28 protein-coding genes are annotated in these 24620 nt (G+C 72.5%); 4 read left to right on the forward strand and 24 right to left on the reverse strand.

Annotated elements, in window-relative coordinates:
- Positions 1–9: 9 nt before the first annotated feature.
- The 13 genes from ACIQJT_RS34690 to ACIQJT_RS34750 form a co-directional block, all read right to left on the reverse strand.
- A complete protein-coding gene (locus ACIQJT_RS34690; RefSeq protein WP_053850365.1) occupies positions 10–294 on the reverse strand; it encodes a gas vesicle protein K in 285 nt (94 codons plus the stop codon).
- Positions 291–479 carry a gas vesicle protein gene (locus ACIQJT_RS34695; RefSeq protein ID WP_037706474.1) on the reverse strand — a complete coding sequence of 63 codons (189 nt, stop codon included), beginning with the start codon at positions 477–479 and terminating at the stop codon, positions 291–293. The genes ACIQJT_RS34690 and ACIQJT_RS34695 overlap by 4 nt, the downstream gene beginning before the upstream one ends.
- Positions 476–1246: a GvpL/GvpF family gas vesicle protein gene (locus ACIQJT_RS34700; protein WP_402649738.1), complete on the reverse strand. Its 771-nt coding sequence runs from the start codon at positions 1244–1246 to the stop codon at positions 476–478. Before ACIQJT_RS34700 ends, ACIQJT_RS34695 begins: the two co-directional genes overlap by 4 nt.
- The gene (locus tag ACIQJT_RS34705; protein ID WP_053850363.1) at positions 1243–1584 is read right to left on the reverse strand and encodes a gas vesicle protein; all 342 of its coding nucleotides are present in this window, start codon (positions 1582–1584) and stop codon (positions 1243–1245) included. The genes ACIQJT_RS34700 and ACIQJT_RS34705 overlap by 4 nt, the downstream gene beginning before the upstream one ends.
- The gene (locus ACIQJT_RS34710) at positions 1581–2714 is read right to left on the reverse strand and encodes an SRPBCC family protein (RefSeq protein WP_402649739.1); all 1134 of its coding nucleotides are present in this window, start codon (positions 2712–2714) and stop codon (positions 1581–1583) included. The genes ACIQJT_RS34705 and ACIQJT_RS34710 overlap by 4 nt, the downstream gene beginning before the upstream one ends.
- Positions 2714–3427 carry a DNA primase gene (locus ACIQJT_RS34715; RefSeq protein ID WP_402649740.1) on the reverse strand — a complete coding sequence of 238 codons (714 nt, stop codon included), beginning with the start codon at positions 3425–3427 and terminating at the stop codon, positions 2714–2716. Before ACIQJT_RS34715 ends, ACIQJT_RS34710 begins: the two co-directional genes overlap by 1 nt.
- The gene (locus ACIQJT_RS34720; protein WP_365458627.1) at positions 3424–3687 is read right to left on the reverse strand and encodes a gas vesicle protein GvpG; all 264 of its coding nucleotides are present in this window, start codon (positions 3685–3687) and stop codon (positions 3424–3426) included. Before ACIQJT_RS34720 ends, ACIQJT_RS34715 begins: the two co-directional genes overlap by 4 nt.
- Before the next feature lie 6 nt (positions 3688–3693).
- A complete protein-coding gene (locus ACIQJT_RS34725) occupies positions 3694–4464 on the reverse strand; it encodes a GvpL/GvpF family gas vesicle protein (RefSeq protein ID WP_365458625.1) in 771 nt (256 codons plus the stop codon).
- Positions 4461–4889 carry a gas vesicle structural protein GvpA gene (locus ACIQJT_RS34730; protein WP_020119150.1) on the reverse strand — a complete coding sequence of 143 codons (429 nt, stop codon included), beginning with the start codon at positions 4887–4889 and terminating at the stop codon, positions 4461–4463. The genes ACIQJT_RS34725 and ACIQJT_RS34730 overlap by 4 nt, the downstream gene beginning before the upstream one ends.
- Before the next feature lie 61 nt (positions 4890–4950).
- Positions 4951–5319, reverse strand: a complete 369-nt coding sequence (locus ACIQJT_RS34735) for a gas vesicle protein (RefSeq protein WP_365458622.1) — start codon at positions 5317–5319, stop codon at positions 4951–4953.
- 44 nt (positions 5320–5363) lie between these two features.
- Positions 5364–6296: a non-homologous end-joining DNA ligase gene (ligD, locus tag ACIQJT_RS34740; protein WP_402649741.1), complete on the reverse strand. Its 933-nt coding sequence runs from the start codon at positions 6294–6296 to the stop codon at positions 5364–5366.
- Positions 6293–8140 carry a transketolase gene (locus ACIQJT_RS34745; protein WP_402649742.1) on the reverse strand — a complete coding sequence of 616 codons (1848 nt, stop codon included), beginning with the start codon at positions 8138–8140 and terminating at the stop codon, positions 6293–6295. Before ACIQJT_RS34745 ends, ligD begins: the two co-directional genes overlap by 4 nt.
- Entirely contained in the window at positions 8137–9990 is a 1854-nt protein-coding gene (locus ACIQJT_RS34750; RefSeq protein ID WP_402649743.1) for an FAD-dependent oxidoreductase, read from the reverse strand. Before ACIQJT_RS34750 ends, ACIQJT_RS34745 begins: the two co-directional genes overlap by 4 nt.
- Before the next feature lie 140 nt (positions 9991–10130).
- On the opposite strand from ACIQJT_RS34750, the gene ACIQJT_RS34755 reads away from it, so the two are divergent.
- Positions 10131–11090 (forward strand): LLM class F420-dependent oxidoreductase, encoded by a 960-nt coding sequence (locus ACIQJT_RS34755; protein ID WP_365458610.1) that lies wholly within the window; start codon positions 10131–10133, stop codon positions 11088–11090.
- A 73-nt stretch (positions 11091–11163) separates the two neighbouring features.
- Here ACIQJT_RS34755 and ACIQJT_RS34760 read toward each other — a convergent pair whose 3' ends face one another.
- Together ACIQJT_RS34760 and ACIQJT_RS34765 are read right to left on the reverse strand one after the other, a co-directional pair.
- Positions 11164–12171, reverse strand: coding sequence for an SDR family oxidoreductase (locus tag ACIQJT_RS34760; RefSeq protein WP_402649744.1), 1008 nt, complete (start codon positions 12169–12171; stop codon positions 11164–11166).
- A gap of 33 nt (positions 12172–12204) precedes the next feature.
- Complete coding sequence (locus ACIQJT_RS34765; protein WP_402649745.1) at positions 12205–12705, reverse strand: phage holin family protein; 501 nt, start codon at positions 12703–12705, stop codon at positions 12205–12207.
- A gap of 124 nt (positions 12706–12829) precedes the next feature.
- Between ACIQJT_RS34765 and ACIQJT_RS34770 the strand changes: the two genes are divergently transcribed.
- The gene (locus tag ACIQJT_RS34770) at positions 12830–13180 is read left to right on the forward strand and encodes a VOC family protein (RefSeq protein WP_053850351.1); all 351 of its coding nucleotides are present in this window, start codon (positions 12830–12832) and stop codon (positions 13178–13180) included.
- Here the strand turns inward: ACIQJT_RS34770 and ACIQJT_RS34775 are convergent.
- Entirely contained in the window at positions 13173–15113 is a 1941-nt protein-coding gene (locus ACIQJT_RS34775; protein WP_402649746.1) for a DUF5107 domain-containing protein, read from the reverse strand. The two genes, ACIQJT_RS34770 and ACIQJT_RS34775, sit on opposite strands and share 8 nt — an antisense overlap.
- 40 nt (positions 15114–15153) lie before the next feature.
- Entirely contained in the window at positions 15154–16053 is a 900-nt protein-coding gene (locus ACIQJT_RS34780; protein ID WP_402649747.1) for an arginase family protein, read from the reverse strand.
- Positions 16054–16112: 59 nt separating this feature from the next.
- Between ACIQJT_RS34780 and ACIQJT_RS34785 the strand changes: the two genes are divergently transcribed.
- Positions 16113–16460 (forward strand): DUF6204 family protein, encoded by a 348-nt coding sequence (locus ACIQJT_RS34785; protein ID WP_402649748.1) that lies wholly within the window; start codon positions 16113–16115, stop codon positions 16458–16460.
- Here the strand turns inward: ACIQJT_RS34785 and ACIQJT_RS34790 are convergent.
- From ACIQJT_RS34790 to ACIQJT_RS34815, 6 genes are all read right to left on the reverse strand, one after another.
- Complete coding sequence (locus ACIQJT_RS34790; protein WP_402649749.1) at positions 16432–16995, reverse strand: GNAT family N-acetyltransferase; 564 nt, start codon at positions 16993–16995, stop codon at positions 16432–16434. The genes ACIQJT_RS34785 and ACIQJT_RS34790 overlap by 29 nt on opposite strands.
- Before the next feature lie 19 nt (positions 16996–17014).
- Positions 17015–17257, reverse strand: a complete 243-nt coding sequence (locus ACIQJT_RS34795) for a DUF1049 domain-containing protein (RefSeq protein WP_365458590.1) — start codon at positions 17255–17257, stop codon at positions 17015–17017.
- 95 nt (positions 17258–17352) lie between these two features.
- Positions 17353–18276 carry an LD-carboxypeptidase gene (locus ACIQJT_RS34800; protein WP_402649750.1) on the reverse strand — a complete coding sequence of 308 codons (924 nt, stop codon included), beginning with the start codon at positions 18274–18276 and terminating at the stop codon, positions 17353–17355.
- On the reverse strand, positions 18273–20222 hold the full coding sequence (locus ACIQJT_RS34805) for an LpqB family beta-propeller domain-containing protein (protein WP_365458584.1): 1950 nt from the start codon (positions 20220–20222) through the stop codon (positions 18273–18275). The genes ACIQJT_RS34800 and ACIQJT_RS34805 overlap by 4 nt, the downstream gene beginning before the upstream one ends.
- Before the next feature lie 16 nt (positions 20223–20238).
- Positions 20239–21543, reverse strand: a complete 1305-nt coding sequence (locus tag ACIQJT_RS34810; RefSeq protein WP_365458581.1) for a M20/M25/M40 family metallo-hydrolase — start codon at positions 21541–21543, stop codon at positions 20239–20241.
- A complete protein-coding gene (locus ACIQJT_RS34815) occupies positions 21536–22369 on the reverse strand; it encodes a M55 family metallopeptidase (protein WP_365458578.1) in 834 nt (277 codons plus the stop codon). The genes ACIQJT_RS34810 and ACIQJT_RS34815 overlap by 8 nt, the downstream gene beginning before the upstream one ends.
- A 146-nt stretch (positions 22370–22515) precedes the next feature.
- Between ACIQJT_RS34815 and ACIQJT_RS34820 the strand changes: the two genes are divergently transcribed.
- The gene (locus ACIQJT_RS34820) at positions 22516–23631 is read left to right on the forward strand and encodes an acyltransferase family protein (protein WP_402649751.1); all 1116 of its coding nucleotides are present in this window, start codon (positions 22516–22518) and stop codon (positions 23629–23631) included.
- Between the two features lie 112 nt (positions 23632–23743).
- Here ACIQJT_RS34820 and ACIQJT_RS34825 read toward each other — a convergent pair whose 3' ends face one another.
- The gene (locus ACIQJT_RS34825) at positions 23744–24469 is read right to left on the reverse strand and encodes a class I SAM-dependent methyltransferase (protein WP_365458572.1); all 726 of its coding nucleotides are present in this window, start codon (positions 24467–24469) and stop codon (positions 23744–23746) included.
- Positions 24470–24620 lie beyond the last annotated feature (151 nt).

The raw sequence follows: 24620 nt of genomic DNA on the forward strand, positions 1-24620 counted from the left end.
CCCCCGGCATCACTCCCGGGGAAGCAGCGGTCCGAGCGGCCCGAGGTCCAGGTTCAGGTCCTCGGGCCGCAGTCCGTACCGCTCGCGCAGTTCGGTCATGCGCTCGTCGAGCAGCATCAGGGTGAGCCCGATCCGCTCCTCCTGCTCCTCGCTCAGGTCGCCCTCGTCGAACCGGCGCAGCGCCTGGCGCTCCATGAGCTGCCGCAGCAGCTCCACGACGGTCAGCACGAGCTTGACCAGGTCCCGCTCGACCGTGTCGGGCTCCAGGTCCAGCCGATTGCGTCGGGCCGTCACAGCAACTCCTCGAACGGTGAGGGAACTTGCGCGTTGACCGAGCTGATCAGCGCGTTCAGGTCGATGCGGACGAGGTCGACGTCCGCGATGCGCAGGGTGATGTCCCCGGTGATGACGACCCCGCCGGCCAGCAGCCGGTCGAGCAGGTCGACGAGGGCGACCTCGCGGCGTTCGATGACGGTCACGGCTGCTGTTCCTCCCCCGCGAAGGAATAAGCCGCCCAGGGCCCTGTGAGTTCCACCCGCATTCCCGGCACGTCGTCCTTCGTGCGGTCCACCATTTCCACGAATTCCTCGGAGTCGGCGCGCGGCACCAGATAGGCCGCATTCAGAATGTTCTGTCCGGACGCCCCGGAAAGCGCGGGGTTCTGCGGCGCGTGCAGCCGCGCGTCCTCGGCATATCCGGACAGCGTTTCGTGCAGCCGGGTCGCGAACGCCTCCGCCTGCTGCCACATCTCCTCGTGCGAGCGCACCCGCTGGCGGCGCTGGCGCAGATAGTCCCGCCCCGAGGCCGGCCGGGCCGGCGCCTCGGCGGGCTCCGCACCGGCCGGGGCCGCCGTCTCGGCGTACACCTTGACGCCCCACTCCACCCGGTCCTGGAGCCGGTCGAGGGTGCGCCGGAAGCTCTCCTCGCGTTCCTCGATCATCACCCGGACCCCGCTGTCGTCGCGGAACACGGTGCCGAGCCGGAGCGGCAGCGGAGTGGTCACCACGGTGAGCGCGTCGATCACGCTCTGGTGCGCGCGCACGGTCCGGGTCAGCCAGTCCAGGTCCTCCAGATGCCTGCGGAGCGGCTCCTCGGCGAAGTCGCGCTCCGGTACGTGGCTGACCACGGCCACCAGGCCGTGGTGGTGCAGCAGTCTGGGCGGGTCCCCGGCGACCCCGGCCAGCTGGGCCTGCAACGGGGTGCCGAAGGGACGGCAGACGGCGTACACGTACCGCAGTCCGGTCATGAACTCTCCTCCTCCTCGGCACGCCGAGTGGGCTCCAGCTCCTCCAGGCGCGCGAGCCGTTCTCGCAACTCGCTGTTCTCCCGGGCGAGTTCGTCACGGCGGGCGCGGGAGGACAACGCCGGGTCGTCCTCCCACCAGTCGATCCCCATCTCCTTGGCCTTGTCGACCGAGGCGACGATGAGCCGCAGCTTGATCGTGAGCAGCTCGATGTCGAGCAGGTTGATGCGGATGTCTCCCGCGATCACGATGCCCTTGTCCAGCACACGCTCCAGGATGTCGGCCAGGTTGGCACCGCTCCCCTGTCCGTACGGATCCGGGAGCCGGCTGGGCATGCTCATCGTCGGCTCCCGCCCTCGGCGTACTCCTCTTCCTCTTCCTCCTCGGGCAGCTCCTCCTCGGACATCTCTTCCTCGTCCTCGGGAACCTCGTCCTCGGCAGCCTCGTCGTCCTCGGCCACCTCGTCCTCGGGCTCCTCCTCGTCGTACTCCTCGTACTCGTCCTCGGGCTCGCCCTCTTCCTCGGGCTCGTCCTCGGTCTCGTACTCGGCGTCGGGGCCCTCCTGCTCTTCCTCGTCCTCTTCCTCGGCGCCCTCGGCCTCTTCTTCCTCCGCCACCGCGTCCTCGTGGCTCTTGACGACCTCGCCGTCCTGGATCTCGCCGCGCCAGCCGTCCTCCGCCTCCCCCTTGAGGGTGATGAAACGGGCGAAGTGCTTGAGGTCGAGCCGGGCCCGACGGCCCTGGGCGCGCCAGATGTTGCCGGTCTTCTCGAAGAGACCCGTGGGGTAGTACTCGATCACCAGCAGGACGCGGGTGAGGTTGTCGGCGAGCTTGTGGAAGGTGACGACACCCTTGGTCGTGCCCTTGGCGCCCTCCGAGGTCCACTGGATCCGCTCGTCGGGAACCTGTTCGGTGGTGGTCGCCTTCCAGCTGCGGCTGGACCAGAAGATCTTCGCCTGCCAGTCGGTGTGGGTGTCGTCGGCGCGGTTCGCGCTCTTGACGCCCTTCGCGAAGGTGGAGAAGGACTGGTACTGCGTCCACTGGTCGTAGGCCGTGCGCAGGTCCACGCCGACATCGATGTACTCGATGATCACCGTGGGCTTCTGGCCCGCGCCGCCCTTTTTCTTGCCCTTGCCGCCGCCGAGGTTCTTGAAGGCGCCGACCACGCTGTCCTTGGCCTTGCCCGCTCCGAGCTCCAGCGCGCTGCGCAGCGGCCCCTTGCCCTCGGCGAGCTTCTTGCCGCCGTCGAGGGCGAGCTTGGCGAAACCGGGGCTGTTGCCCTCGGCGATGTCGTTCAGCTTGCCGGTGGTCTCGCCCAGCTTGCGCCCGACACCGACCAGCATGCGCTGGGCCTGCGCGGCGAAGTACTCCTGCAACTCGGCCTTGAGCCGGTCGGCGGCCTCGCTGTGGGCCACGTCGGTGAGCGGGTTGCTCTTGGCCTTGTCGGTGGCGGATCCGAGTGTCTCGGTCATCACTCACCGCCTCCCTTCGGCAGCCGGGAGCGCGTGCTCCGGCCGGCTCCCCTGGCCGCGGTCGTCTTCTTGGCGGCCGTCTTCTTCGCCGTCGTCTTCTTGGCCGCGGCCTTCTTGGCGCCCGAGCGGCTCTGGCCCTGCGCCGTCTTCTTCGCGGGCGGCTTGCGGCCGGGCTCCTTCTTCGCGGCCGTCTTCTTGGCCGGGGCCTTCTTGGCGGTCCTCTTCGCCGCCGGAGCCTCGTCCTGCTCGTCCTCGGCCCCGTCTTCCTCGGCCTCGTCGTCCGAGGGCTCCTCGTCGGCCTCGGCCTCCGTGTTCCCAGTCTCCTCCTCCTCGGGCTCCTCGTCCCTTTCGGACTCCTCGTCCTCGTCGTCGGAGAGGCCCGGCACCTGGGGCGCCACACCCGAGAGCTGGTCACGGACCTGGGCGGTCCGTCCGTGCAGCCGGTCGGCGATGGCGTCGATCTGCCGCTCCACCATGGCACCGGAGGCCGCCTTGCCGACGCCTCGCAGGTCCTGGCGGAGCGTGTCGCCTATCTCCTTGAACTGCGGGTTCTTCAGCAGTTGCTGGGAGACCAGTTCGGCCACCGCCCGCGGGGTCAGGTTCATCTTCTTGCCGGCCACCACCGAGCCGACGGCGAAAGCCAGTTTCAGTTTCTTGGTACGTCCGAGGACGTATCCGGCCCCTATGGCGAGGCCCAGTCCCATGCGGTTCATCTCGTCGTCCCGTCGCCAGTCCCCGCGCCGCCGCGCAGGCCGATCTCCAGTCGTTCGAGGAGCTCGTCCTCCTGTCGGTCGAATTCCTCCTCGTCGATCTCGCCCGCCTCGAGCCGCTCCTCGAGCCGGGCGAGTTCGGCCCGGACCGTCGCCGGGTCGTAGTAGAGGCGCTCCGCCTCGTGCAGCACCTGCTTGATCACCCAGGCGCTGCCGCGCACCGGGGCGAACGGCAGCAGCAGCACCTCTCCGATGAGACCCACACCGACTCACTCCTCCGCGTGGTCGACACCGACCGTGGTGCCCGCGGGTTCGGCCGGGCCCGGGTCGACGAAGCTGTACGGCGGCAGCGGGCCGTTGACCCGCAGATCCAGGTGCGGATGGGCCTTGCGCAGCTCGTCGACCGCGTCCAGGAAGGACGCCGCCGCGTCGCGCTCCACGAGGAAGGACACGTTGGCCAGCCAGCCCGAGGACTCGGGGCCCACGCTGATCGCGTCGGCCACGGGTTCCAGGGCGCGCTGCACCTCGCCGGCGTCCTCGGCCTCACGGGCCTTGACCGCGGCCACGACCATCTCGCCGAGCCGCAGGCGGTCCTCGTAACTGCCGCCGCCCGCCTGCCGGTTGGCCTCGGTCATGGCCCGGACCTCGGGGTTGTCGGACATCACGCGGTGCAGGACGGCCTCTTCGTCGTGCGTGGCCTTGACGTTGTACTCGACCTTGCCCTCAAGGGTCCGCAGGCGCTCCTTGTAGTGGTCCTGGCGTTCCGCGAGCACTCCGGTGACGGTCCCGTCGTCGGGGGCCACGCTGCCGAACCGCATGGGCAGGATGCAGCCGTCCGCGCCCGCCTCGCTCAGCACGTTCTGGTGGGCGAGGAGGTCACGGCGCTTGGGCCGCAGCCCTTCCGGGGCATCGCTGACGATGGCCGCCAGCTCGCCCTCCTTCAGCACCCGCACCGGCATCGCGGGCTCACCGACGCCTGCCAGGTCCTCCGGCAGCGCGGGGTGGGAAGCGGCGGTGATGCCGTACACGTACGTGCTCACTCCTGTTCCTCCTTCCTGCGCGAAGCGGTGGACTTACGGGCACGCGGCCTGGACTCGCTCTGGCCGTCGCCCTCGCGTGCCTGCTTGAAGGCGTCGGAGATGGTCTCCGCGGCGCCGGACAGCGCGCCCTTGGACTTGCCGCGCGCCCCCGACTCGGTGATCGAGCCGACGACGTCGGGCAGACCCGGGCTCTTGTTCGGGCCGGACTCCAGGTCCAGCCGGTTGCACGCTTCGGCGAAGCGCAGATACGTGTCGACGCTGGCCACCACGACCCGTACGTCGATCTTCAGGATTTCGATGCCGACCAGGGAGACCCGTACGAACGCGTCGATGACGAGACCCCTGTCGAGGACCAGTTCCAGAACGTCGTAGAGGCCGCTGGAGCCGCCTCCGCCACCGCCCTGTTGTGCCGGGACAACGGTCATGTCGACCGCGCCTCCTTTTCTGTGTGCTGGTGAGTGAATGTCTGTGCGCCGGGGCGGCGGTCTAGCGGCCGCCCTGCCTCTGTGCGTCCGCGCGACCGCGCTCGTAACGACGAACACGCCGATAGCCGGTGAGCTGTCCTTCCGGGTCGAGCTCGACCTGGTAGCTCGCCATCAGGCTCATCGTGTCGGGCACGCGGGACAGCTCGAGCACCTCGATCTCGAGGGACCAGCCGTCCTCCGTCTGTTCGAACGACGACACGTTCTCGGCGGCCATGCCGGTCAGCTCGGCGAGCTGGGTGCGCGCGTTGCGCAGCACCTCCATGGGGTTCGGCCGCCGGTTCTCCGCCACGTTCTCTTCCGTGTCCTCTTCTGTCCCTTTGCGGGAGTTCCGTGAATTCTGTGATTCGGATGAGTTTTTTGTGTTCGACATGGCACCTCTCACCTCGGGTGGCCGCTCGTTCCTTCGCCAAACCTTCAAGAGGGCATCAAGGCGTTCAACCTGCGACGGGCCGGTCCCAGCGCGCGCCCCTTGGCCATCACTCCGGCCCAGGGATCGGTGCGGGCCTGTTCGACCGCGTCGGCGACGGTCCAGCGGCGGGCGTCCAGGTCCGGATCGTCGAGCTGGTCCCAGGACATCGGGGTGGCCACGGGCGCTCCGGGTTTCGCCCGCACGGTGTAGGGGGCGACGGCCGTCTGCGCGTAGCCGTTGCGCTGTACGTCCAGGTAGAGGCGGTCGCCGCGGTCCTTCTTGCGGGCGGCGGTGGTGAGCCGGTCGGGGTGGCCCGCGACCAGGGTGTCGGCGACGTCCTTGGCGAACTCGCGGACCTCGTCGAAGTCGTGCCGGCCGTTGAGCGGCACGACCACGTGCAGCCCGCGCGATCCGGTGGTCATCAGCGCCGAGGGCAGTTCCAGCTCGTCGAGCAGTTCTCCGAGCAGCAGGGCCGCCTCGCGCACGAGGGCGAAGTCGTCGTCGCCGGCCGGGTCGAGGTCGAAGACCATCCGGTCCGGCCGCTCGACGCTCCCGACCCGGGACAGCCAGCGGTGCAGGGTGAGGGAGGCCTGGTCGGCGAGGTACAGGAGGGTGGCGGTGTCGTCGCAGACGGTGTGGCAGACGGTGCCGCCCTCCTTCGGCACCTCGACCCGGCTGATCCACTCCGGGTAGGAGTCCGGGGTGTTCTTCTGCATGAACAGGGGCCCGGCGAGGCCGTCCGGATGCCGTTCCAGCATCAGGGGACGGCCCCGCAGGTGCGGCAGCATGAAGGGCGCGACGGCACGGTAGTAGTCGACGAGGTCGCCCTTGGTGTACTCCTTGGCGCCGTCGCCGCCGGGGAAGAGCACCTTGCCGGGCCGGTGCACCTGCACGGTGCGCTTCCCGGCGCGTACGGTCCGTACGTCGTCCCCGCTCACGGCACGATCGCCTGCTCCACGAGGAGCCGCCCGGCGGCCGCGATCGACTCGGCGTCGATGCCGGCGGCGTGCAGCGACTCCTCCGGCGAGGCCGAGCCCGGCATCGTACGGACCGCGAGGCGCACCAGGCGCGGTACGGGGCGGCCGTCGGTGAAGGCGTCGAGGACGGCGTCGCCGAGGCCGCCCTCCTCGCGGTGGTCCTCGACCGTCAGCAGACAGCCGGTGTCCTCGGCGGCCTGGCGCAGGGTGGCCCGGTCGACGGGCTTGACCGAGTACAGGTCGACGACCCTGATGCGGATGCCTTCCTGCTCCAGCGCCTCGGCGGCCTTGAGCGCCTCGTGCACGGTGACGCCCGCGGCGACGACGGTGAGCCGGTCCTCGTCCGAGGAGCGCAGCACCTTGCTGCCGCCGATCGGGAACTCCTCGTCGGGGCCGTAGATCACCGGGCTCTCGCCGCGGCCCGTACGCAGGTAGCGGATGCCGTCCAGGCCGGCCATCTCGGCGACCAGGCGGGCCGTCTGGTTGGCGTCGCACGGGTACAGCACGGTCGACTCGTGGATCGCCCGCATCATCGCCAGGTCCTCCAGGCCCATCTGGCTGGGCCCGTCCTGCCCGATGGCGACACCCGCGTGGGAGCCGACGAGGTTGATGCCGGCCCCGCTGACGGAGGCCATGCGCACGAAGTCGTAGGCACGGGTGAGGAAGGCCGCGAAGGTGCCGGCGTACGGCACCCAGCCGCGCGCGGCGAGTCCCACGGCGGCCGCGACCATCTGCTGCTCGGCGATGTAGCACTCGAAGTAGCGGTCGGCGTGTTCCTTGGCGAAGTACTCGGTACGGGTCGAGTCGCCGACCTCGCCGTCGAGGGCGACCACGTCACCGCGTCCGGTGCCGAGGGCGGCGAGGGCCTGTCCGTAGGCGTCGCGGGTGGCCACTTCCTCGCCGGTGTCCCAGCGGGGCAGTTCGAGGTGCCCGGCGCGGACGGCGTGCAGGATGCGGGCGGCCGGCGGCTCCTGCACCCGGACGCGGAGGTCGCGGACGCCACCGAGCTCCTCGATCGCCTCGTCGGCGTCCTTGAGCGGCTTGCCGTGCAGTCCCTCGCGGTCCTCGATGTCGGCGACGCCCTTGCCCTTGAGGGTGCGGGCGAGGATCGCGGTGGGCTGGCCCTTGGTGGACGCGGCCTCGCCGTACGCACGGTCGACGGCGTCCACGTCGTGCCCGTCGATCTCGACGGTGTGCCAGCCGAAGGCCTGGAAGCGGCGGGCGTAGGCGTCGAGGTCGTGGCCGTGCCGGGTGGGGCCGCGCTGGCCGAGCCGGTTGACGTCCACGATCGCGGTGAGGTTGTCGAGGTGCTCGTGTCCGGCGTGCTCGGCGGCCTCCCAGATCGAGCCCTCGGCGAGCTCGCTGTCGCCGCACAGCACCCACACGCGGTAGTCGGCGCGGTCCAGCTTCTTCCCGGACAGCGCGATGCCGACGCCCACCGGCAGGCCCTGGCCCAGTGATCCGGTCGCCGTCTCGACCCAGGGGAGCCTGCGCGGGGTCGGATGTCCTTCGAGCCGGCTGTCGAGCTTGCGGAAGGTCAGCAGTTCCTCGTCGTCGACGGCACCGGCCGCCTTGTACGCGGCGTACAGCAGCGGTGAGGCGTGTCCCTTGGACAGTACGAAGCGGTCGTTGCCGGGGTGTGCGGGGCGCTCGAAGTCGTAGCGGAGGTGGTTCGCGAGGAGTACGGCCATCAGGTCCGCGGCGGACATCGAGGAGGTGGGGTGCCCGGAGCCCGCGGCGGCCGAGGCGCGCACACTGTCCACACGCAACTGCTGGGCGAGTTCGACGAGTTCACCGGTGTTCATGAGTCTCCTTCCGCGGGGTCCGCGTCAGTGCGCTTGGCGGGACCGGGGGTTTGTCCCGGCTCACCGCCGGGCTGGTTGCTTGCTGGTTCGGCGGCCGGCTGGTTCTTGGCGGGTTCATCGCCGGGCTGGTTCCTGGCGGGCTCCGGGCCCGGTTGGTTCCTGGCCGGTTCCGGGCCGGGCGGGTTCCCGGCGGGTGCGGGCGCCCGGTCCTGCGCGGAAAGGCCCGGCGGCACCTCTTCCGGCGATTCCCACTCCGGTGACCCCCACCGCACCGGCTCCCGCCCGGGCGACTCCCGTTCGGCCGTCTCGCGGGCCTTCGCCTCCGCGATCACCGCCTCGCCCGCGCTCCCCGCGTCGGTCGGCTCCCGCGCGTCGGTCATCTCGGCCTCCTCGGCCCCTTCGGCCTCCTCCAGGAGGTCGCCCGACCCGTCCGGCCTACCTTGCGCGGCCGCTCCGCGCTGCGGCGTCCCGTGCCCCGGAACGGTCTCCCGCTCGGTCGCGGCGCCGGGTCCGGAGCGGGCGTCGGCCTTGTGCTGCTCCTGCGGTCGTCCGGGGACGCGTGCCACTTCCGGCGAGGCGGTGTCCAGCGGCACCGACCAGGACCGCACGAGGCCCAACTGCACGGCCTGGCGCGGGAGTACGGCGTCCAGCAGCCAGTCGGCGGCGACCCGGACCCGGTTGCCCGGCATCGCGGCGAGGTGGTAGCCGCGGGTGACGGCACCGGCGGCGAGGCCGGACAGCGGGACGCCGAGCGGATTGGCCGCGGCCTTCGCGCCGCCGAGGTCCACGACGAAGCCCAGGTCCCGGTGCTCGTAGGGGCGGCGCACCCCGGCTCCGAGCGAGGCGGCGACGTTGAGGGCCGCGACACGGCCCTGCCGCCAGGCGTGCTGTGCCGTCATCGGCGTGTACTGCCCCGGGTTCTCCAGATCGGGCACCGCGGCCGCGTCCCCGCACGCGAACACCTCGGGCCGGCCCGGCACTTGGAGGTTCGGGTCGACGAGCAGCCGGCCGCGCTCCATGGGCAGTCCGAGCGACTCGGCGAGCGGATCGGGCCGTACTCCCACGCACCACACCAGCGACCGGGTCGCGACGAACTCGCCGTCGGTCAGCAGCACCCCCTCCGGTGTGGCCTCCTTCACGGAGGTGCCCATCCGCACCTCCACGCCCCGTTCCCTGAGCGTGCGGTCGGCGGTGCGGGAGAGATGCGGGTCGAGTTCGGGCAGGACCCGCTCGGCGACGTCCAGGAGGATCCAGCGCGGCCGCATGCCCCGGCGCAGCGGGTGCCTGCGCACCTGCGCGTCGGTGAAGAGCTGCCCGTGCGCGGCGACCTCGGTCCCCGTGTAGCCCGCGCCCACCACGACGAAGGTGCACCGGGCGGCGCAGGTCTCCGGATCGTCGGCGGCCGCGGCGAACTCCACCTGCCGGGTCACGTGGTCGCGCAGGTACAGCGCCTCGGGCAGGCCCCGGAAGCCGTGCGCGTGCTCGGCGACGCCGGGGATGGGCAGCAGCTTGTTGACGCTGCCGGCGGCCAGCACGAGCCGGTCGTAGCCGAGGGTGCCGCGGCCGCCCTCGGGGTCGGTGTAGTGGACGGTGCGGGCGTCCAGGTCGATGCCGTCGGCCTCGCCGAGGACCAGCCGCACCCTCGGCAGGGTGTCGGAGAGAGAGACGGTCACCCGCCGGGGTTCCAGGAGGCCGGCGGCGACCTGGGGCAGCAGGGGCAGGTACAGGAAGTAGTCGGTCGGGTTCAGCAGGGTGATGTCGGCCTTGCCGCGGGCTTTTCGGGACAGTTCCTTGGCCGTCCGGTACCCGGCGAAGCCGGCACCGACGATCACGATGCGGGGTCGACTCACGGTTCGCCTCCGGGGCTGTCGCGTACCTCGGGAGCCTTCCGCGTCCCCCTGCCCGGAGCGCCCAAACGCCGGTTTCCGCACGGGCCGCCGGGTACTCGGACGGGGCCCCTCTGATCACGGAACCGCCGGAGGTACCCCCCATGCCCGAATACGGCTATTTCCTGTCGTGCGAGGAGTTCGGTCCCGCGGACCTCGTCGAGCAGGCGCGGATGGCCGAGCAGGCGGGCTTCAGCTCGCTGTGGATCTCCGATCACTACCACCCGTGGAACGACGCGCAGGGCCAGAGCCCCTTCGTGTGGTCGGTGATCGGCGCGCTCTCGGAGGCGGTGTCCCTGCCGATCGAGACCGCCGTGACCTGCCCGACCGTGCGGATCCACCCGGCGGTGGTGGCGCAGGCCGCGGCGACCTCGGCCGTGATGACGAACGGCCGCTTCCGCCTCGGCGTCGGCTCCGGCGAGGCCCTGAACGAGCACGTGCTCGGCCATGTCTGGCCGCCCGCGCACATCCGCCTGGAGATGCTGGAGGAGGCGATCCAGGTGATGCGCCGCCTCTTCACGGGCGAGGAGGTCAACCACCACGGCACGCACTACACGGTGGAGAACGCCCGTCTGTACACGATCCCCGACGAGCCGGTCCCCATCGACATCTCCGGCTTCGGCCCGGCGGCCACCGCGCTCGCGTCCCGGGTCGGCGACGGCTTCATCACGATGACGCCCGACGAGTCGATGGTGGAGCAGTTCCGCAAGGGCGGCGGGGCCGGGAAGCCGGTCATCGGCGGCACGAAGGTCTGCTACGGCATCGACCGCGACGAGTGCGTGCGTACGGTCCGCAAGCTGTGGTTCAACCAGTTCCTGCCCGGCGAGATGGCCCAGATCCTGCCCTCGCCGCGGCACTTCGAGCAACTGGGACCGCTGGTCACCGACGAGATGGTGAGCGAGAAGGCGGTGTGCGGGGACGACGTCGACGAGCACGTCTCCGCGCTGAGCGCCTTCGCCGACGCGGGCTTCGACCGGGTCTACGTGAACCAGATCGGCCCCGACCAGCGCGGCTTCTTCGACTTCTACCGGACGAAGGTGCTGCCCCAGCTCCAGCAGGGATGACGGACGGAGCGGGGGAGCACCGCGTGGCCCGGATCCCCGGCCCCGGTGCTCCCCCGCCCGGCCGGTCCTCGTCTCAGCCCCGGCGCCGCAGACCGGCGGTCACCGCGGCGCCCACCCCGCCGGCGGCCGCGGCCATGAGCATGCGTCCCCGGTTCCGGGACAGCCAGCCCTGCGGGCTGGAGGACACGGCCTCGTCGTCGAACCGGCCGTGCGCCCCGAAGTCCCGGCCGTGCGGCCCGTCCGCGGGGGCCCACAGGTTCCCGGGGCCCTCGTGCCCGCCCTCCTCCTGCTGCGCCTCGACGTTGGTGCGGGCCAGGTAGCGGTCCAGCACTCCCGGTACGACCGCGTTGGCGATGAGCGTGGCCACGGTGGACCCGCCCACCCAGTACTCCCGCCGCCGCGCGTGGGAGGCCGCGTGGACGACCGCGCGGGCGGCGACCTCCGGCTGGTACACCGGCGCCACCGGCCGGGCCTTGCCCGGCATCCGGTTCAACACCCAGTCGAACTGAGGGGTGTTGACGCCCGGGAGCTGCACCATCGTGGTACGGACTCCGCTGCCCGAGTGGAGCAGCTCGCACCGCAGGGACTCGTTGAAGCCCTGGATGGCGTGCTTGGCCCCGCAGTACGCGGACTGAAGAGGGATGCCCCGGTAGGCGAGCGCGGACCCCACCTGCACGATGCTGCCGCGGTCCCGGGGCAGCATGTGGTGCAGGGCGGCCCGGGTGCCGAACACATAGCCCAGGTACGTCACTTCGGTCACCCGCCGGAACTCGTCCGGGGTGATCTGCGTGAAGGGTGCGAAGACCCCGGTGAAGGCGTTGTTGACCCAGACGTCGATGTGTCCGTAGGCGTCCACGACCTGCTGGGCGGCGTCGTCGACGGCCTTGGGGTCGGCCATGTCGACGCTCACGACGAGCGCCTCACCGCCGGCCCGCTGCACCTCGTCGGCGGCGGCCGCGAGACCCTCGCGGCCCCGGGCCAGCAGGGCGACCCGGGCTCTGCTCTCGGCGAAGGCCCGGGCGGTGGCCCGTCCCACGCCGCCGCTGGCCCCGGTCACCACGACGACCTTGCCGTGCTTCACGCGTGCTTCCTTCCATGCGCCGCGCACCAGGCGTCAGGCCCGGTGGTGCGGCTGCTCGGGGTCGATGTCGTCCTGTCGCGGCGCGGCGCCCGGCTTCGCGGGGGTCTCGGGGGCGACCGACGGCATGGGCGGGACCGGCGTCCCGAGCCCGCTCGGCGGCGCGGCGACCGGCGCCGCTCCCCCGGCGGCCCGGTCCGGCACGGCCGCCGCCTCGGCGTCCCGCGCGGCCGTCGGCCGGGACGCGGACGGTTTGGCCGCCCCGCGCAGTGTGTAGGCCACGGCCGCCAGGATCACGGCGGTGATCAGCGCGGCGGCCCAGTCGGGCAGTCCGAGGGCGAGGGCGAGGCCCACGGCGAGTGCCAGGGCCGCTCCCGCGTACAGCGCGACGGCGCCGGACGCGGCGTACAGCATGGCCGTACGGCGCTGCTTGCGCGTCTGCTCGCGCAGCTCCTCGCGTACGGTCTCGCGCGCCACCTGCGCCAGCTCGTCGACGAGATGCCTGTCCAGATGCTCCAGGTGATCCAAGCGCTCCATGACCGCCGGGTACCCGTGCGGGCGTGCGCGTAACGCCGGCCCGGTGTGCGCTGCGGGCGGCCGGGTGGGGAGGATCGCGTGAAACGATCACCGCGCCCCGGTCCCCCCAACTAGGCTCGTCCGCATGGACATTCTGGGAACCACGCTGCGTGTCTGTGTCGACGACCTGGAGGCCGCGGTCGTCTTCTACGAACGGCTGGCGGGCGCCACGGCCCTCCGTTTCGAGCGCGGCGGCGTCCAGGTGGCCGCGGTGGGCTGCTTCCTGCTGATGAGCGGCCCCGAGGCCGAGCTGGAGGTGCTGCGCAAGGTCGCGGCGACCATCGCGGTGAAGGACGTCGACGAGGCCCACCGGCTCCTGAGCGAGCTGGGCGCCCGGATCGTCGCGGGCCCGGTGCCCACGCCGGTGGGCCGCAACCTGATCGCGATGCACCCGGACGGCGTGGTGTACGAGTACGTGGACCGCAACGTCACCTAGCCGGACCGGCGCCCTGCGTCCCGGGCCGCATGCGGAAGTCGTGGTGCGGCGGCAGCGGTTCGTCGCTGATCCGGCTCCACAGGTCGCCGATCGCCTCGTCGCCCTCCCGCAGGTCGGCGACCTCGAAGCCCTCCTCGAAGACCGCCCGGGCCGCCTCGGGCCGTTCCTCGGCGAGCAGCAGTCCGGCCTCGATCAGCCGGAAGCGGCCGCGGGCGCGGATGGCCGGGTACAGCCGCTCCCACCCGGCACGCGCCTCGGCCGTACGCCCCGCCGCGAGCAGCGCCTCCAGCGTCTCGCGGCCGAGCGCGGCGGTGGCCGCCGTCCAGGACTCGCCGTCGTCGCGCCGCTCCTGGCACAGGTCGTCGAAGGCGTCGGCGTACCGGTCGGCGGCCCGCTCCCGGTTGCCGGTGACCTGGTCGGCGACGGCGAGGCAGCGCAGCAACGGCCAGCGGGACGGCGCCAGTTCGAGACCCCGCTCCCAACTGCGCACGGCCTGCGCCCGGTCGCCGGCGTGCCACTGGGCGACCCCCAGGTGGTACTCGGTGAGCGGGGTGGCGGGCGCGGTCTCCAGCATGTCCCGCCAGTGCGGGGCGACGAGCGTCTCGCCGGGCGGACGTACCCGTCGCGGTTCGGGCAGGGACCCGGCCCGCAGCAGCTCCAGCCAGGGGGCCTGCGCCTGCCCGAGGGTGCTCTCCTCGAAGGGGGTGCCGGGCAGCTTCCAGCCGGCGCGCAGGACTTCGAGGGCGCCCCAGCCCGAGCCGACGGCCAGGATCCCGGCGGGTTCGGCGTCGGCGTACGGCGTCCAGGCGGCGTGGGCCTCGTCGACGGCGGCCCGCGGCAGCACGGCCTCCAGGCGCGCCTCCGCCTCGGCCGTCACCGGTGCCGCCGCCAGGGGCCCGTACGCCTCCAGCCACGCCACCTCGCTCTCGGCGTCCAGGCGTACGTGCTCCAGCTGGGTGCGGGCGAGCCCTGCCTGGATCTCGCAGTAGCCGCCGGTGCCGGGTTCGGTGAGCCATTCCTGCCAGCGCCGGCCGCCGCTGCCGGTGCCCCAGGCGAACAGCTTGCGGCCGCGCAGGAGGTCGGTGGAGGTCTGCACGAGGCCGTGGCCGTCGGGGTCGAGGGCGGCGATCCAGCGGCGCTGTGCGTCGGGCAGGTCGTAGAAGTAGTCGGTGGCGTGCGGGCCGGCCAGGGGGTCGGGCGGGACGGGGACCCGGCGCAGGTGGCGCTCGTGGCCGAACTGCCAGGCCGTTTCGGCCGGGGCGAGCACCGTGCGTCCTTCGGGCACGGCGATGTTCGACCACCAGTAGCCCGGCACCGGCCGCTGGTGCGGATTGCGGATCCGTACCCCCACGTACAGGAAGTCCGAGCCGTCGGGCAGCCACAGGTCCACCTGGAAGGGCAGGTCACGCAGGCGTTCCCACTCCCACAGGCGGAGCATCTCCCCGCCGTCGGGGGCGGGCACGCGGGCGGCGTGCAGGGGGGCGCAGGACAGGGTGGTGTGGCCGGTGGCGCCGATGTTCCACTCGATGCCGCCGGAGAACCAGGCGCCGTTGAGGGCGAAGTTCGCGGGCTGGAACACCGGGTTGCGGTAGAGGAGTTCACGCCCGGTCGGCCGGTGCACGAGGGAGGCGACCCGGCCGCCGAGACCGGGCAGGACCGTGGCCGTGAGCCGGTCGTTCTCGATCACGAGCGTCTCGAACGTGCGGGGTGCGCGCTGCCTGCCGTAGCCGTCCCGGACGCGGACCGGCAGCAGGCTCCCGAGGTGCCCGTACCCGGCCTGCCGGGCCATGTCGCGGGGCAGGTCGTCCCGGTGGCGCACGTCCACGCGGTGCACCTCGTGCGGGAGCCGCAGCGGGGGCAGGGGGTTGTCGGGGCCCAGCGGTGCGGCGGGCAGGGTGATCGCGTCTCGCCGGATCGTCGTCACGATCACCATGGAAACCGCTCCGCGGCGAGTCGGCCAGGGGAGCTGCCGGTCAGGATTGCGCAAAGGCGTCCACGACGATGTCGGTGAGCAGGGCGCCCGCCGTGCCCTCGGGGTCCAGGTCGGGGTCGTAGATGGTGACGTTGAGGCCGGCGCAGGCCGGGGAGGCGAGCAACGGCCGCAGCAGCGCGACGAGTTCGGCGGGCAGGAGACCGCCCGGGTCGGGGCTGTCGACGGCGGGCATGACGGACGGGTCGAGGCAGTCGGCGTCCAGGTGCAGCCAGAAGCCGTCGATCTCCGGGGTCTCGAAGGCCTCGGCGGTGGCCCGGGCGAGGGCGTCCGCGCCCCACTCCCGGATGTCGCCGACGGTCACGACGGGGATCCTCAGGGCGGCGAGCTCGGCCCGGTCCTCCTCGAACGCGTCCCGGATCCCGAAGTACCGCACGTCCTCGTCCCGCAGATAGGGCCTGAGCCCCTCCAGGTCCGTCAGGTCCTGCTGTCCGCGCCCGGTGGCCAGTGCGACCTCCTCGCCGCCCGCCGCGCCGATCCGGTCGGAGTTGCCGGGGTGCCGGAAGTCCGGCGAGGCGTCCACGGCGGCCAGTCCGTACCGCCCGATGCGGCGCAGGGCGAGCGAGGCGCCGAGCTGGATGGAGCAGTCGCCGCCGAGGACGACGGGGAAGTCCCCGGCGCGCACATGGCGCTCGATGCGGTCGGCCAGCTTCACGGTGTACGCGGCGATGGCGGCGGCGTTGAACACCCCGTCGCCCTCCTGCCAGTCCCCGCGGTCGTAGCGCGGCGGCACCACCACCCCGCCCTCCAGGGCGCGCAGCCGCTGCACGATCCGCTGCTCGCGCAGGGCGCCGGCGAGCTTGTGGCAGCCGGGCACGGTACCGGGGGCGGGAGGACGCAGGCCGAGGTTGGAGGGGGCGTCCAGCACGACGATATTCCGCATGCGGATCATCCTCGCCGACGTACAGTCGGCCGTCCACGGAGATACGCGAGGGAGCGACAGTGAGCGAGCAGCACACCTACCGGGTGATCGTGCGCGGAACCTGGGACGGGCTCACCGAGGAGGCCCGCACCCGGCTGCTCGCCGAGGCCGCGGAGCACGGCATGGCGAACATGCGGTTCTGCGAGGAGGGCTCGCTGACGTACGAGCCGGCGCCGCTGAAGCACTTCTCGATGCGGTACGTGGTGGTGTCGGACGCGGCGGACGGCGAGGAGATGGCGGGCGCGATCGCCGAGGACCGCGCGGAGCGGGCGCTGCGGGAGCTCGGCTACGGCTTCGGGGCCCTGAAGTCGACGGTCACCGACCTCGACACCATGAAGATCAACCGGAAGGCCGCATCTCGGCGGTGAGCGCCCAGCGCTCGTGGTCGCGCCACTCCCCGTCGATGTGGAGCATCTTCGGGGAGAACCCTTCCAGCCGGAAGCCGCAGCTGCGGGCGAGGGCGAGGGAGGCGGTGTTGCGGGGCTGCGCGTTGATCTCCAGCCGGTGCAGCCCCATCCGCCCGAAGGCGTGGCCGATCACGAGTTCCAGCCCTTCGCGCATCAGTCCGCGCCCGGCGGCGTGCGCGAAGGCGCCGTAGCCGAGGGCCCCGCACCGGAAGCCGCCCTGGACGATGTTGTTGATGTTGATGAACCCGGCGATGGCCCCGTCGCCGCGCTCCCCGTCCTTCTCGCAGACCAGGAACCCGGCCTTGGTCGGGTCCTCGATGAGCCGCCCGGCGTACGCGAGGTAGGCGCTCTCGCTGTCCGGCGGGAACAGCCAGGGCTGGTGCAGTTCCTTGCTCTCCCGAGCCCGGGCGGTGAACTCGGCGGCGTCCTCGTAGGTGAAGTGGCGTATGCCGGTGCGGGGGCCTTCGGCGAGCCAACGGGAAGCGGTGTGCGGCATTCCGCCAGCCTACGACGTCCTAGCCGCGGCGTTTCACGACATACGCCCCGCACAGGGCGCCGATCAGGCCGGTGGCGAGCAGGGCCGTCCACAGGGGCACGGTCACCTCCGGCCCCAGCAGCCGGATCCTCGTGGCCCGGGTGTTCTCGAAGACGAAGATCAGGGCGACGACGGCGAGCAGCAGGACGACCAGGCGGGCGGGCGCCGCGGCCCCGCCCGTGTTACTGGTGGTGCCGCCGCTCTCGGAGGTCTTCGGGCTCATACGCCCAGGGTGGGCCCACCGCCCGCGTCCCGCACGGCGAGGGCCCCCCACCGGGTGACCGGCGGCCGGTGTCCGGCCTCCCGGCCACCCCCTCGTCAGCGGAGCGCGGGTTCGTCGAGGGTCAACGTGCCCGCGTCGGCGTCGAGTTCCGCGGCCACCCCGAAGGGGATCGTCAGCGCCCCCTCGCAGTGCCCGAACCCGAACTCCTCGACGACGGGTACGCCCAGGCCGCCGAGCCGGTCGAGGAGCAGCGCCCGCACCCCCTCGTACGGTTCGCACCTCTCCCACGAGCCGAGGAGCACCCCGCGCACCCCGTCGAACCAGCCGGCGCGCAGGAGTTGGGTGAGGTAGCGGTCGAGGCGGTACGTCTCCTCGCCGACGTCCTCCAGGCAGAGCAGTCCACCGCGTGCTCCGGGCCGGGCGTGCGCGGAGCCCAGTTCGGAGGCGAGCAGGCACAGACAGCCGCCCAGGGTGGTGCCGCGGGCCCGGCCGGGGACGAGGGCCGTGCCGCCGGAGGCGATCGTGCGGACCGTCTCCGGCGCGAACAGCGTGGCCCGCAGGTGCTCCTGGGCGCGGGCGTTCTTGATGAAGTCGACACCGGCGGCCATCGGGCCGTGCAGCGTGACCAGGCCGAGCCGGGCGGCGAACGCCTCGTGCAGCGCGGTGACGTCGCTGAACCCGACCAGCACCTTCGGCCCGGCCGCGCGCAGCGCGTCCCAGTCGAGGAGGTCGACCATGCGCAGCACGCCGTATCCGCCGCGGGCGCACAGCACGGCGTCCACGGAGGGGTCGCACCAGGCGTTCTGGAGGTCGGCCGCCCGGTCGGCGTCCGTGCCCGCCAGGTAGGTGAACCCACTGTGCCGGTCGAGGACATGGGGTGCCACGACCGGGTCGAGGTCCCAGCCGCGCAGGACGTCCAGGCCGGCCTGGAGGCGCTCCTCCGGCACCGGTCCGCTGGGGGCGACGACGGCCACGCGGGCTCCGGGCGCGAGCCTGGACGGCCGTACGAGTTCCTTCACCTGGTGAGCTCCAATGTCGGGACGCCGGGCGGGTTCAGCCCGAACACCTGGGCGTACAGCGAGAGTTCGGCCTCCAGTGCGCGGATCATGGTGTCCGCGCGGCGGAAGCCGTGCCCCTCTCCCTCGAAGGCGAGGTAGGCGTGCGGCACCTGCCGGCCGGCGATCCGGGCGAGGAACCGCTCGCACTGCGCGGGCGGGCAGATCACGTCGTCCAGGCCCTGCAGCAGCAGGAAGGGCGCGGTGACCCGGTCGGCGTGCTCGACGGGCGAGCGTTCCGCGTACCGTCCGGGGACCTCGGCGAGCGGTCCGACCAGGCTCTCCAGGTACTGGGACTCGAAGTCGTGGGTCTCCCCGGTGCCCCAGCCGGCCAGGTCGAGGATCGGGTAGACGATCGTGCCGCAGGCGTAGACGTCGGTCATGGTGAGCGAGGCGGCCGCGGTCCAGCCGCCCGCGCTGCCGCCGCGGACGGCGAGCCGGTCGCGGTCGGCGGTGCCCTCGCCGGCGAGGGCGAGCGCGACGGCCGCGCAGTCCTCGACGTCGACCACGCCCCACTGTTCGCGCAGCCGGTTGCGGTACTCCCGGCCGTACCCGGTCGAGCCGCCGTAGTTGACCTCGGCGACGCCGATGCCGCGCGAGGTGAAGTAGGCGATCGAGAGGTCGAGGACGAGGGGCGCGTGGCCGGTGGGCCCGCCGTGCGCCCAGACGACGTACGGGGGCAGCTCGTCGCCCGGGGCCCGGTACCCGGGGTGGTGCGGCGGGTAGACGTGGGCGTGGATGTCCCGGCCGTCGGGCCCGGTGAAGACGCGGATCTGGGGTTCGGGGTAGTACGCGGGGTCGACCGGGTCGTCGTGCTCGGCGCCGATCACCCGGGCCCGTCCCGTACGGGCGTCCAGTTCGACGACCTCGTGGGCGGTGCGCGGGCTGGCGCCCACGGCGACGACCCGCTCGCCGTGCACCGCGAGGGTGGGCGCGAACTCGGTCCAGGGGCCGGCCGCGTCGACGAGCTCACCGGTCTCCGGGTCGAGTATCGCGAGGGCGGTCGAGCCGGTGCCGTGCACGACGGCGATCAGTCCGCTGTCCAGCGGGGCGAACCAGCGGTGCCCGAGCTTCCACAGGGCGCCGCCGAACTCCTCCTCGCGCGGGCAGAGTTGCTCCCCGTCGCGGTAGAGGTTCCACCAGCCGGTGCGGTCGCTCGCGTACAGGAGGCGGCCGTCGGGCGACCAGTCGGCCTGGGCGATGGACTCGTCCGGGCCGCCGGCCACCGTGCGGGGCTCCCGGAGCGTGCCCTCGTGGACCTCGGCGACGACCAGCTCGGTGCCGTCCCAGGGCATGCGGGGGTGGTCCCAGGCGAGCCAGGCCGCGCGTGAGCCGTCCGGGGAGAGACGGGGCCCGGTGACGAACCGGTGGCGGTCGTCGGTGAGTTCACGCACCGCGTCCCGGTCCTGCACGGCCGAGCCGTCCAGCGGCACGGCGGCCAGGACCCGGCGGACATCGGTGGGCCCGTCGCCGGTGAACTCCTCCAGGACGCACCACACCTCGCCCAGGTCGGGTCTCAACTGCGGCTCCGCCCAGCGCAGTCCGCCGCCGACCGGGGAGACGGGCGTGAGGGGGCGCGGCTCGCTGCCGGGCTCGTACCGGTACAGCCGCTGGTCGGCGAAGTGCACGAACACGACGAGCGGTGCTCCCTCCACCACCGCGCCCGCCCAGGGGTGACCGCCGTACTCGATGACCCGGCTGCGCACGTTCCACGGGGCCGGCAGCACCGGCTCCTCCCGGCCGTCGGCGCGCCTGCGCACCAGGGTGCGGCGGCCGCCCTCGGCGGGCCGGGGCTCGGTCCACCACACCTCGTCCCCGACGAAGCCCAGCCATTCGGGGTGGCCGTCGTGCGCGGCGGCGAGCGCCGCGTCGATGGGCGAGGGCCAGGAACCGTATGCCAAGGTCTGCACGTTCTCCCCCACTTGCTCAGGCCGTCCTCAGGAAGCGGTCGAGTACCCGTACGCCGAAGTGCAGCGCCTCGACGGGGACCCGCTCGTCGACCCCGTGGAACAGGGCCTGGTAGTCGAAGCCCTCGGGGAGCTTCAGGGGCGCGAACCCGTACCCGGTGATGCCGAGGCGGGAGAACTGCTTGGCGTCCGTGCCACCGGACATGCAGTACGGCACCACGGCCCCCTCGGGCGCGAACTCCTCCACCGCGGCCCGCATCCGGGCGTACGTCGGCGAGTCGACCGGCGCCTGGAGGGCCACCTCGCGGTGGCTGTACTCCCAGTCCACGTCGGGTCCGGTCAGCAGGTCGAGGGTCGCACGGAACTCGTCCTCGCCGCCGGGCAGAAAGCGGCCGTCGACGTAGGCCACGGCCTGGCCCGGGATCACGTTGAGCTTGTAACCGGCCTCCAGCATCGTCGGATTGGCGCTGTTGCGCACGGTCGCCTCGACCAGCTTGGCCGCCGGGCCCAGCTTCTCCAGGAGCCCGTCCACGTCGCTCAGGTCGCTCTCGATGCCGTAGAGCGCGGCGAGTTCGGTGAGCGCCGCGCGGACGGTCGGGGTGAGCCTGAGCGGCCACTCGTGCTCGCCGATGCGGGTCACGGCGGCGGCGAGCCGGGTGACCGCGTTCTCCTTGTTGACCTTGGAGCCGTGTCCGGCGCGGCCGTTCGCGGTGAGCTTGAGCCAGCCGGTGCCGCGCTCGCCCGCCGCGATCGGGTAGATCTGCCGCCCGGCGCCGTCGTGGAAGGTGAACGCCCCGGACTCGCTGACCCCTTCGGAGCAGCCCTCGAAGAGCTCCGGGTGCTCGTCGGCGAGGAACCCGGAGCCGTCCTCGGCGCTGGCCTCCTCGTCCGCGGTGAACGCGATCACCACGTCCCGCCGGGGCCGTACGCCCTGCCGGGCCCAGGAGCGCACCACGGCCAGGATCATCGCGTCCATGTTCTTCATGTCGACCGCGCCCCGTCCCCACACGACGCCGTCGCGGACCTCCCCGGAGAAGGGGTGCACGCTCCAGTCCGCGGCCTCGGCGGGCACCACGTCCAGATGACCGTGGACGAGCAGGGCGTCCGCCGACGGGTCGGTGCCCTCGATCCGGGCCACGACGTTGGTACGGCCCCTGGTGCGTTCCAGCATCAGGGGCTCGAGTCCCGCCCCGGCGAGCTGTTCGGCCGCGTACTCGGCGGCGGGCCGTTCCTGGCAGTCGCCGCCGCCCCGGTTGGTGGTGTCGACGCGGATGAGGTCGGACGTGAACCGGACGACCTCGTCCAGTGCCTGCTGGTCAGCCATACTGCTCCTCCACGGCGGCCGAGACGATGGTGGTGACCGCCTTGAAGGTACGGATTCCCGCGTACATGGTCCCGCTCGTGTACGCCACCTTCCGCGCCCCGGTCCGCTCGACGCCCGGCACCACGGTGGCGGCCATGGCGAGGTGCTCGGCGTCGAACTCGACCGCGATCGTGAACGGGCCCGCCTGCGCGGGTTCCTGACGTACCGCCAGCCGGGCGGCCTCCTTGGCCGCGGCCCGGATGTCGGCGGCGGTGCGGGCCGGGGTACGGCACACGGCCGCGTACCGCGACACATGGTCCTTGACGGCGACCTTCAGCGCCCCGGGCGCGTACCCGAGGGCGTCCTCGCAGGCCACGTCGTCCCCGGTGACGAGGACGACGGGGACGCCGTACTCCGCGACCACGTGCGCGTTGAGGTACCCCTCGCTGGCGGGCACGTCGTTCAGCCACACCCCGGTGATGGAGTTGGCGAGGTAGGTGTGGGCGAGGACGCCCTCCTGGCCCGCGCCCGCGTGGTAGCCGATGAAGGCGATGCCGTCGACGTCGCCGTGCTGGACGCCCTCGACCATGGAGAGCGACTTGTGCCGCCCCGTGAGCATCTGGACGCGCTCGTCGAGCCGCTCCAGGAGCAGGTTGCGCATGGTCCAGTGGGCCTCGTTGACGAGGACCTCGTCGGCTCCCCCGTCGAAGAAGCCCAGCACGGCGGCGTTCACGTCCGAGGTGAACATCGACCGGCACCGCTCCCACTGCGCTGTGCCCGGCAGCACGTCGGCCGGCCAGGTCACGCCGGTGGCGCCCTCCATGTCGGCGCTGATCAGGATCTTCATGGTCCGCCACGTTACGCGTCGCGGAGGTTTGCGTCGCCCGCGAGGGGTGAGGCGAACCGAACGCGGCTCACCCCCGCCGCACGGGCAACCCCTGGAAGACGCGTATTCTCCCTCGCGGGTTCCACAGGAGACGGACAGGGAGAAGCGTGAGCGACACCGCACAGCCCGTACAGACGGCACGAGGGACGGCGGCGACCGCCGCGCCGGAGAACACCTCCGGGCGCCCGAAGCAGCGCGACGCGTTCTTCGACAACGCCAAGTACCTGGCGATCGTGCTCGTCGCGATGGGCCACGCCTGGGAGCCGCTGCGCTCCGACAGCCGTGCCGTCACCGCGCTGTACACACTCGTCTACGCCTTCCACATGCCCGCCTTCATCATCATCTCGGGCTATTTCTCCCGCTCGTTCGACGCGAGCCCGGCGAAGATCAAGCGGCTGGTCACCGGAGTCGTCGTCCCCTATGTCGTGTTCGAGACGGCGTACACCCTTTTCACCCGGTGGTCGGACGGCGTCCCGGACCGCCCGATCAGCCTCCTCGACCCGCTGTACCTGACCTGGTTCCTGGCCGCCCTGTTCATATGGCGGCTGACCACGCCCCTGTGGCGCTGCGTGCGGTGGCCGCTGCCGGTCGCCCTCGCGGTCGCCGCGCTCGCCACCCTCAGCCCGTCCATCGGCGACGACCTCGACCTCCAGCGGACCCTGCAGTTCCTGCCGTACTTCGTGCTCGGTCTGTGCCTGCGCCCGGAGCACTTCTCCCTGGTGCGCACATGGCGGGTGCGGCTGCTCGCGGTACCGGTCATCGCGGGCGCGCTGGTGTTCTCGTACTGGGCGGTCCCGCGCATGGACTACGCGTGGTTCTTCCACCGCGACGCCGCCGAGCACTTCGGGGTGCCCGCCTGGTACGGCCCGCTGATGACGCTGGCCCTCTTCGGCTGCTCGCTCGTCCTGGTCGCCTGCTTCCTGTCCTGGGTGCCGGGGCGCCGCATGTGGTTCACGGCCCTGGGCGCGGGCACGCTGTACGGCTATCTGCTGCACGGTTTCGTCGTGCAGGCCGGCAACCACTTCGACTGGGCCGGCCACCGGTGGCCGCACACCCCGCTGGGCGCGATCGCCGTGACGCTGGTCGCCGGCGCGGTGGTGACCGTGCTGTGCACCGCGCCCGTACGGCGGGTCTTCCGCTGCGTGATGGAGCCCCGGATGGAGTGGGCGTTCCGGAGGACCTCGCCGGTCACGGGCTCGACCACCGCCCAGGCGCACCGCTAGGACTCGGCTCGGGAAGGAGCACGCCCGCCGCTCCCCCTGATCCGCGGGACCGCCGGCAACCGCCCGCCGACGCAGCGGAGCCGGCGATCCCTCACCGGCCCCGCCCCGCCCGTCAGGCGGTGCGGCCCACCACCCACCACTTCGAGGGCAGCTCGATCCGGGTGCCGTCGGAGCGGTACTCGGTGGTGATGAGCGGCAGTTCCCCGCTCGCCACCACGGTCAGCCCGGCCGCCCCGAGGTACACCGGCACCGCTTCGTCGGCCACCTCGCCGGGCGCGATGCCGTGCCGGAAGACGGGGGCCAGCTTCGGGGGCGGCCCGTCGGGGCCCTGCGCCAGGCCCACCAGGACGGACTTGGCGGCCTCGGAGAGCTCGACCAGGAAGGCCCGGCCGCGCTCCCCGACGAGCGTGGCGATCCCGTCGACCAACTGCTGCCGGTCCTCGGGCGCGGCCTGGTGCAGCACACCCCGCATGTAGACGTTGGTGTCCCCGAGCTCGGCGTGCAGGTTCTGCGGTTCGCTTTTGTCGGAGGCGTCCATCAGCCGGTACGTCACCTGGCCGCCGGGATCGGCGTCGCGGGCGCGGTCGAGGGCGGCGGCGGACAGGTCGACGCCGACGACCTGCGTGAAGTGGGCGGCGAGGAAACGGCTCTGGGTGCCGTTGCCGCAGCCCAGGTCCACGAGGGGCAGCCCTGGATCGACCAGGAGCGGCTCGAAGTGGGCGAGGTGGACTCCGGCGGTCAACACCGGCTCCGCGTCCCAGAACACGGCCCCCTGCCGCGCCGGGGCCTCCCGCCAGAAGCCCTCCCAGGACTCCCGGTACCGACCAGTCACGCTCATGCCCAACTCCCCAGGATGCGCCACAACCCGCCACACTGGCGGGCCAGTACGGTGTATCGCGCCGGGGTCACGCGGACAAGCGCACGGCGCATTCCTTCACCGCCCGTTCGCCGGCCGCGCGCCCGCGCGAGGGACCGCTGGACGCGCGCCT

The organism is Streptomyces sp. NPDC091972 (genome assembly GCF_044756385.1).
Lineage (GTDB): Bacteria > Actinomycetota > Actinomycetes > Streptomycetales > Streptomycetaceae > Streptomyces.

Coding starts and splice junctions, on each gene's coding strand:
- ACIQJT_RS34700 (WP_402649738.1), bottom strand. CDS start 1,246: ATGACCGGACTGCGGTACGTGTACGCCGTCTGCCGTCCCTTCGGCACC.
- ACIQJT_RS34735 (WP_365458622.1), bottom strand. CDS start 5,319: ATGTCGAACACAAAAAACTCATCCGAATCACAGAATTCACGGAACTCC.
- ACIQJT_RS34770 (WP_053850351.1), top strand. CDS start 12,830: ATGGACATTCTGGGAACCACGCTGCGTGTCTGTGTCGACGACCTGGAG.
- ACIQJT_RS34765 (WP_402649745.1), bottom strand. CDS start 12,705: ATGGAGCGCTTGGATCACCTGGAGCATCTGGACAGGCATCTCGTCGAC.
- ACIQJT_RS34755 (WP_365458610.1), top strand. CDS start 10,131: ATGCCCGAATACGGCTATTTCCTGTCGTGCGAGGAGTTCGGTCCCGCG.
- ACIQJT_RS34790 (WP_402649749.1), bottom strand. CDS start 16,995: ATGCCGCACACCGCTTCCCGTTGGCTCGCCGAAGGCCCCCGCACCGGC.
- ACIQJT_RS34810 (WP_365458581.1), bottom strand. CDS start 21,543: ATGGCTGACCAGCAGGCACTGGACGAGGTCGTCCGGTTCACGTCCGAC.
- ACIQJT_RS34745 (WP_402649742.1), bottom strand. CDS start 8,140: ATGAACACCGGTGAACTCGTCGAACTCGCCCAGCAGTTGCGTGTGGAC.
- ACIQJT_RS34815 (WP_365458578.1), bottom strand. CDS start 22,369: ATGAAGATCCTGATCAGCGCCGACATGGAGGGCGCCACCGGCGTGACC.
- ACIQJT_RS34795 (WP_365458590.1), bottom strand. CDS start 17,257: ATGAGCCCGAAGACCTCCGAGAGCGGCGGCACCACCAGTAACACGGGC.
- ACIQJT_RS34710 (WP_402649739.1), bottom strand. CDS start 2,714: ATGACCGAGACACTCGGATCCGCCACCGACAAGGCCAAGAGCAACCCG.
- ACIQJT_RS34825 (WP_365458572.1), bottom strand. CDS start 24,469: ATGAGCGTGACTGGTCGGTACCGGGAGTCCTGGGAGGGCTTCTGGCGG.
- ACIQJT_RS34780 (WP_402649747.1), bottom strand. CDS start 16,053: ATGCGGAATATCGTCGTGCTGGACGCCCCCTCCAACCTCGGCCTGCGT.
- ACIQJT_RS34775 (WP_402649746.1), bottom strand. CDS start 15,113: ATGGTGATCGTGACGACGATCCGGCGAGACGCGATCACCCTGCCCGCC.
- ACIQJT_RS34730 (WP_020119150.1), bottom strand. CDS start 4,889: ATGACCGTTGTCCCGGCACAACAGGGCGGTGGCGGAGGCGGCTCCAGC.
- ACIQJT_RS34705 (WP_053850363.1), bottom strand. CDS start 1,584: ATGAGCATGCCCAGCCGGCTCCCGGATCCGTACGGACAGGGGAGCGGT.
- ACIQJT_RS34715 (WP_402649740.1), bottom strand. CDS start 3,427: ATGAACCGCATGGGACTGGGCCTCGCCATAGGGGCCGGATACGTCCTC.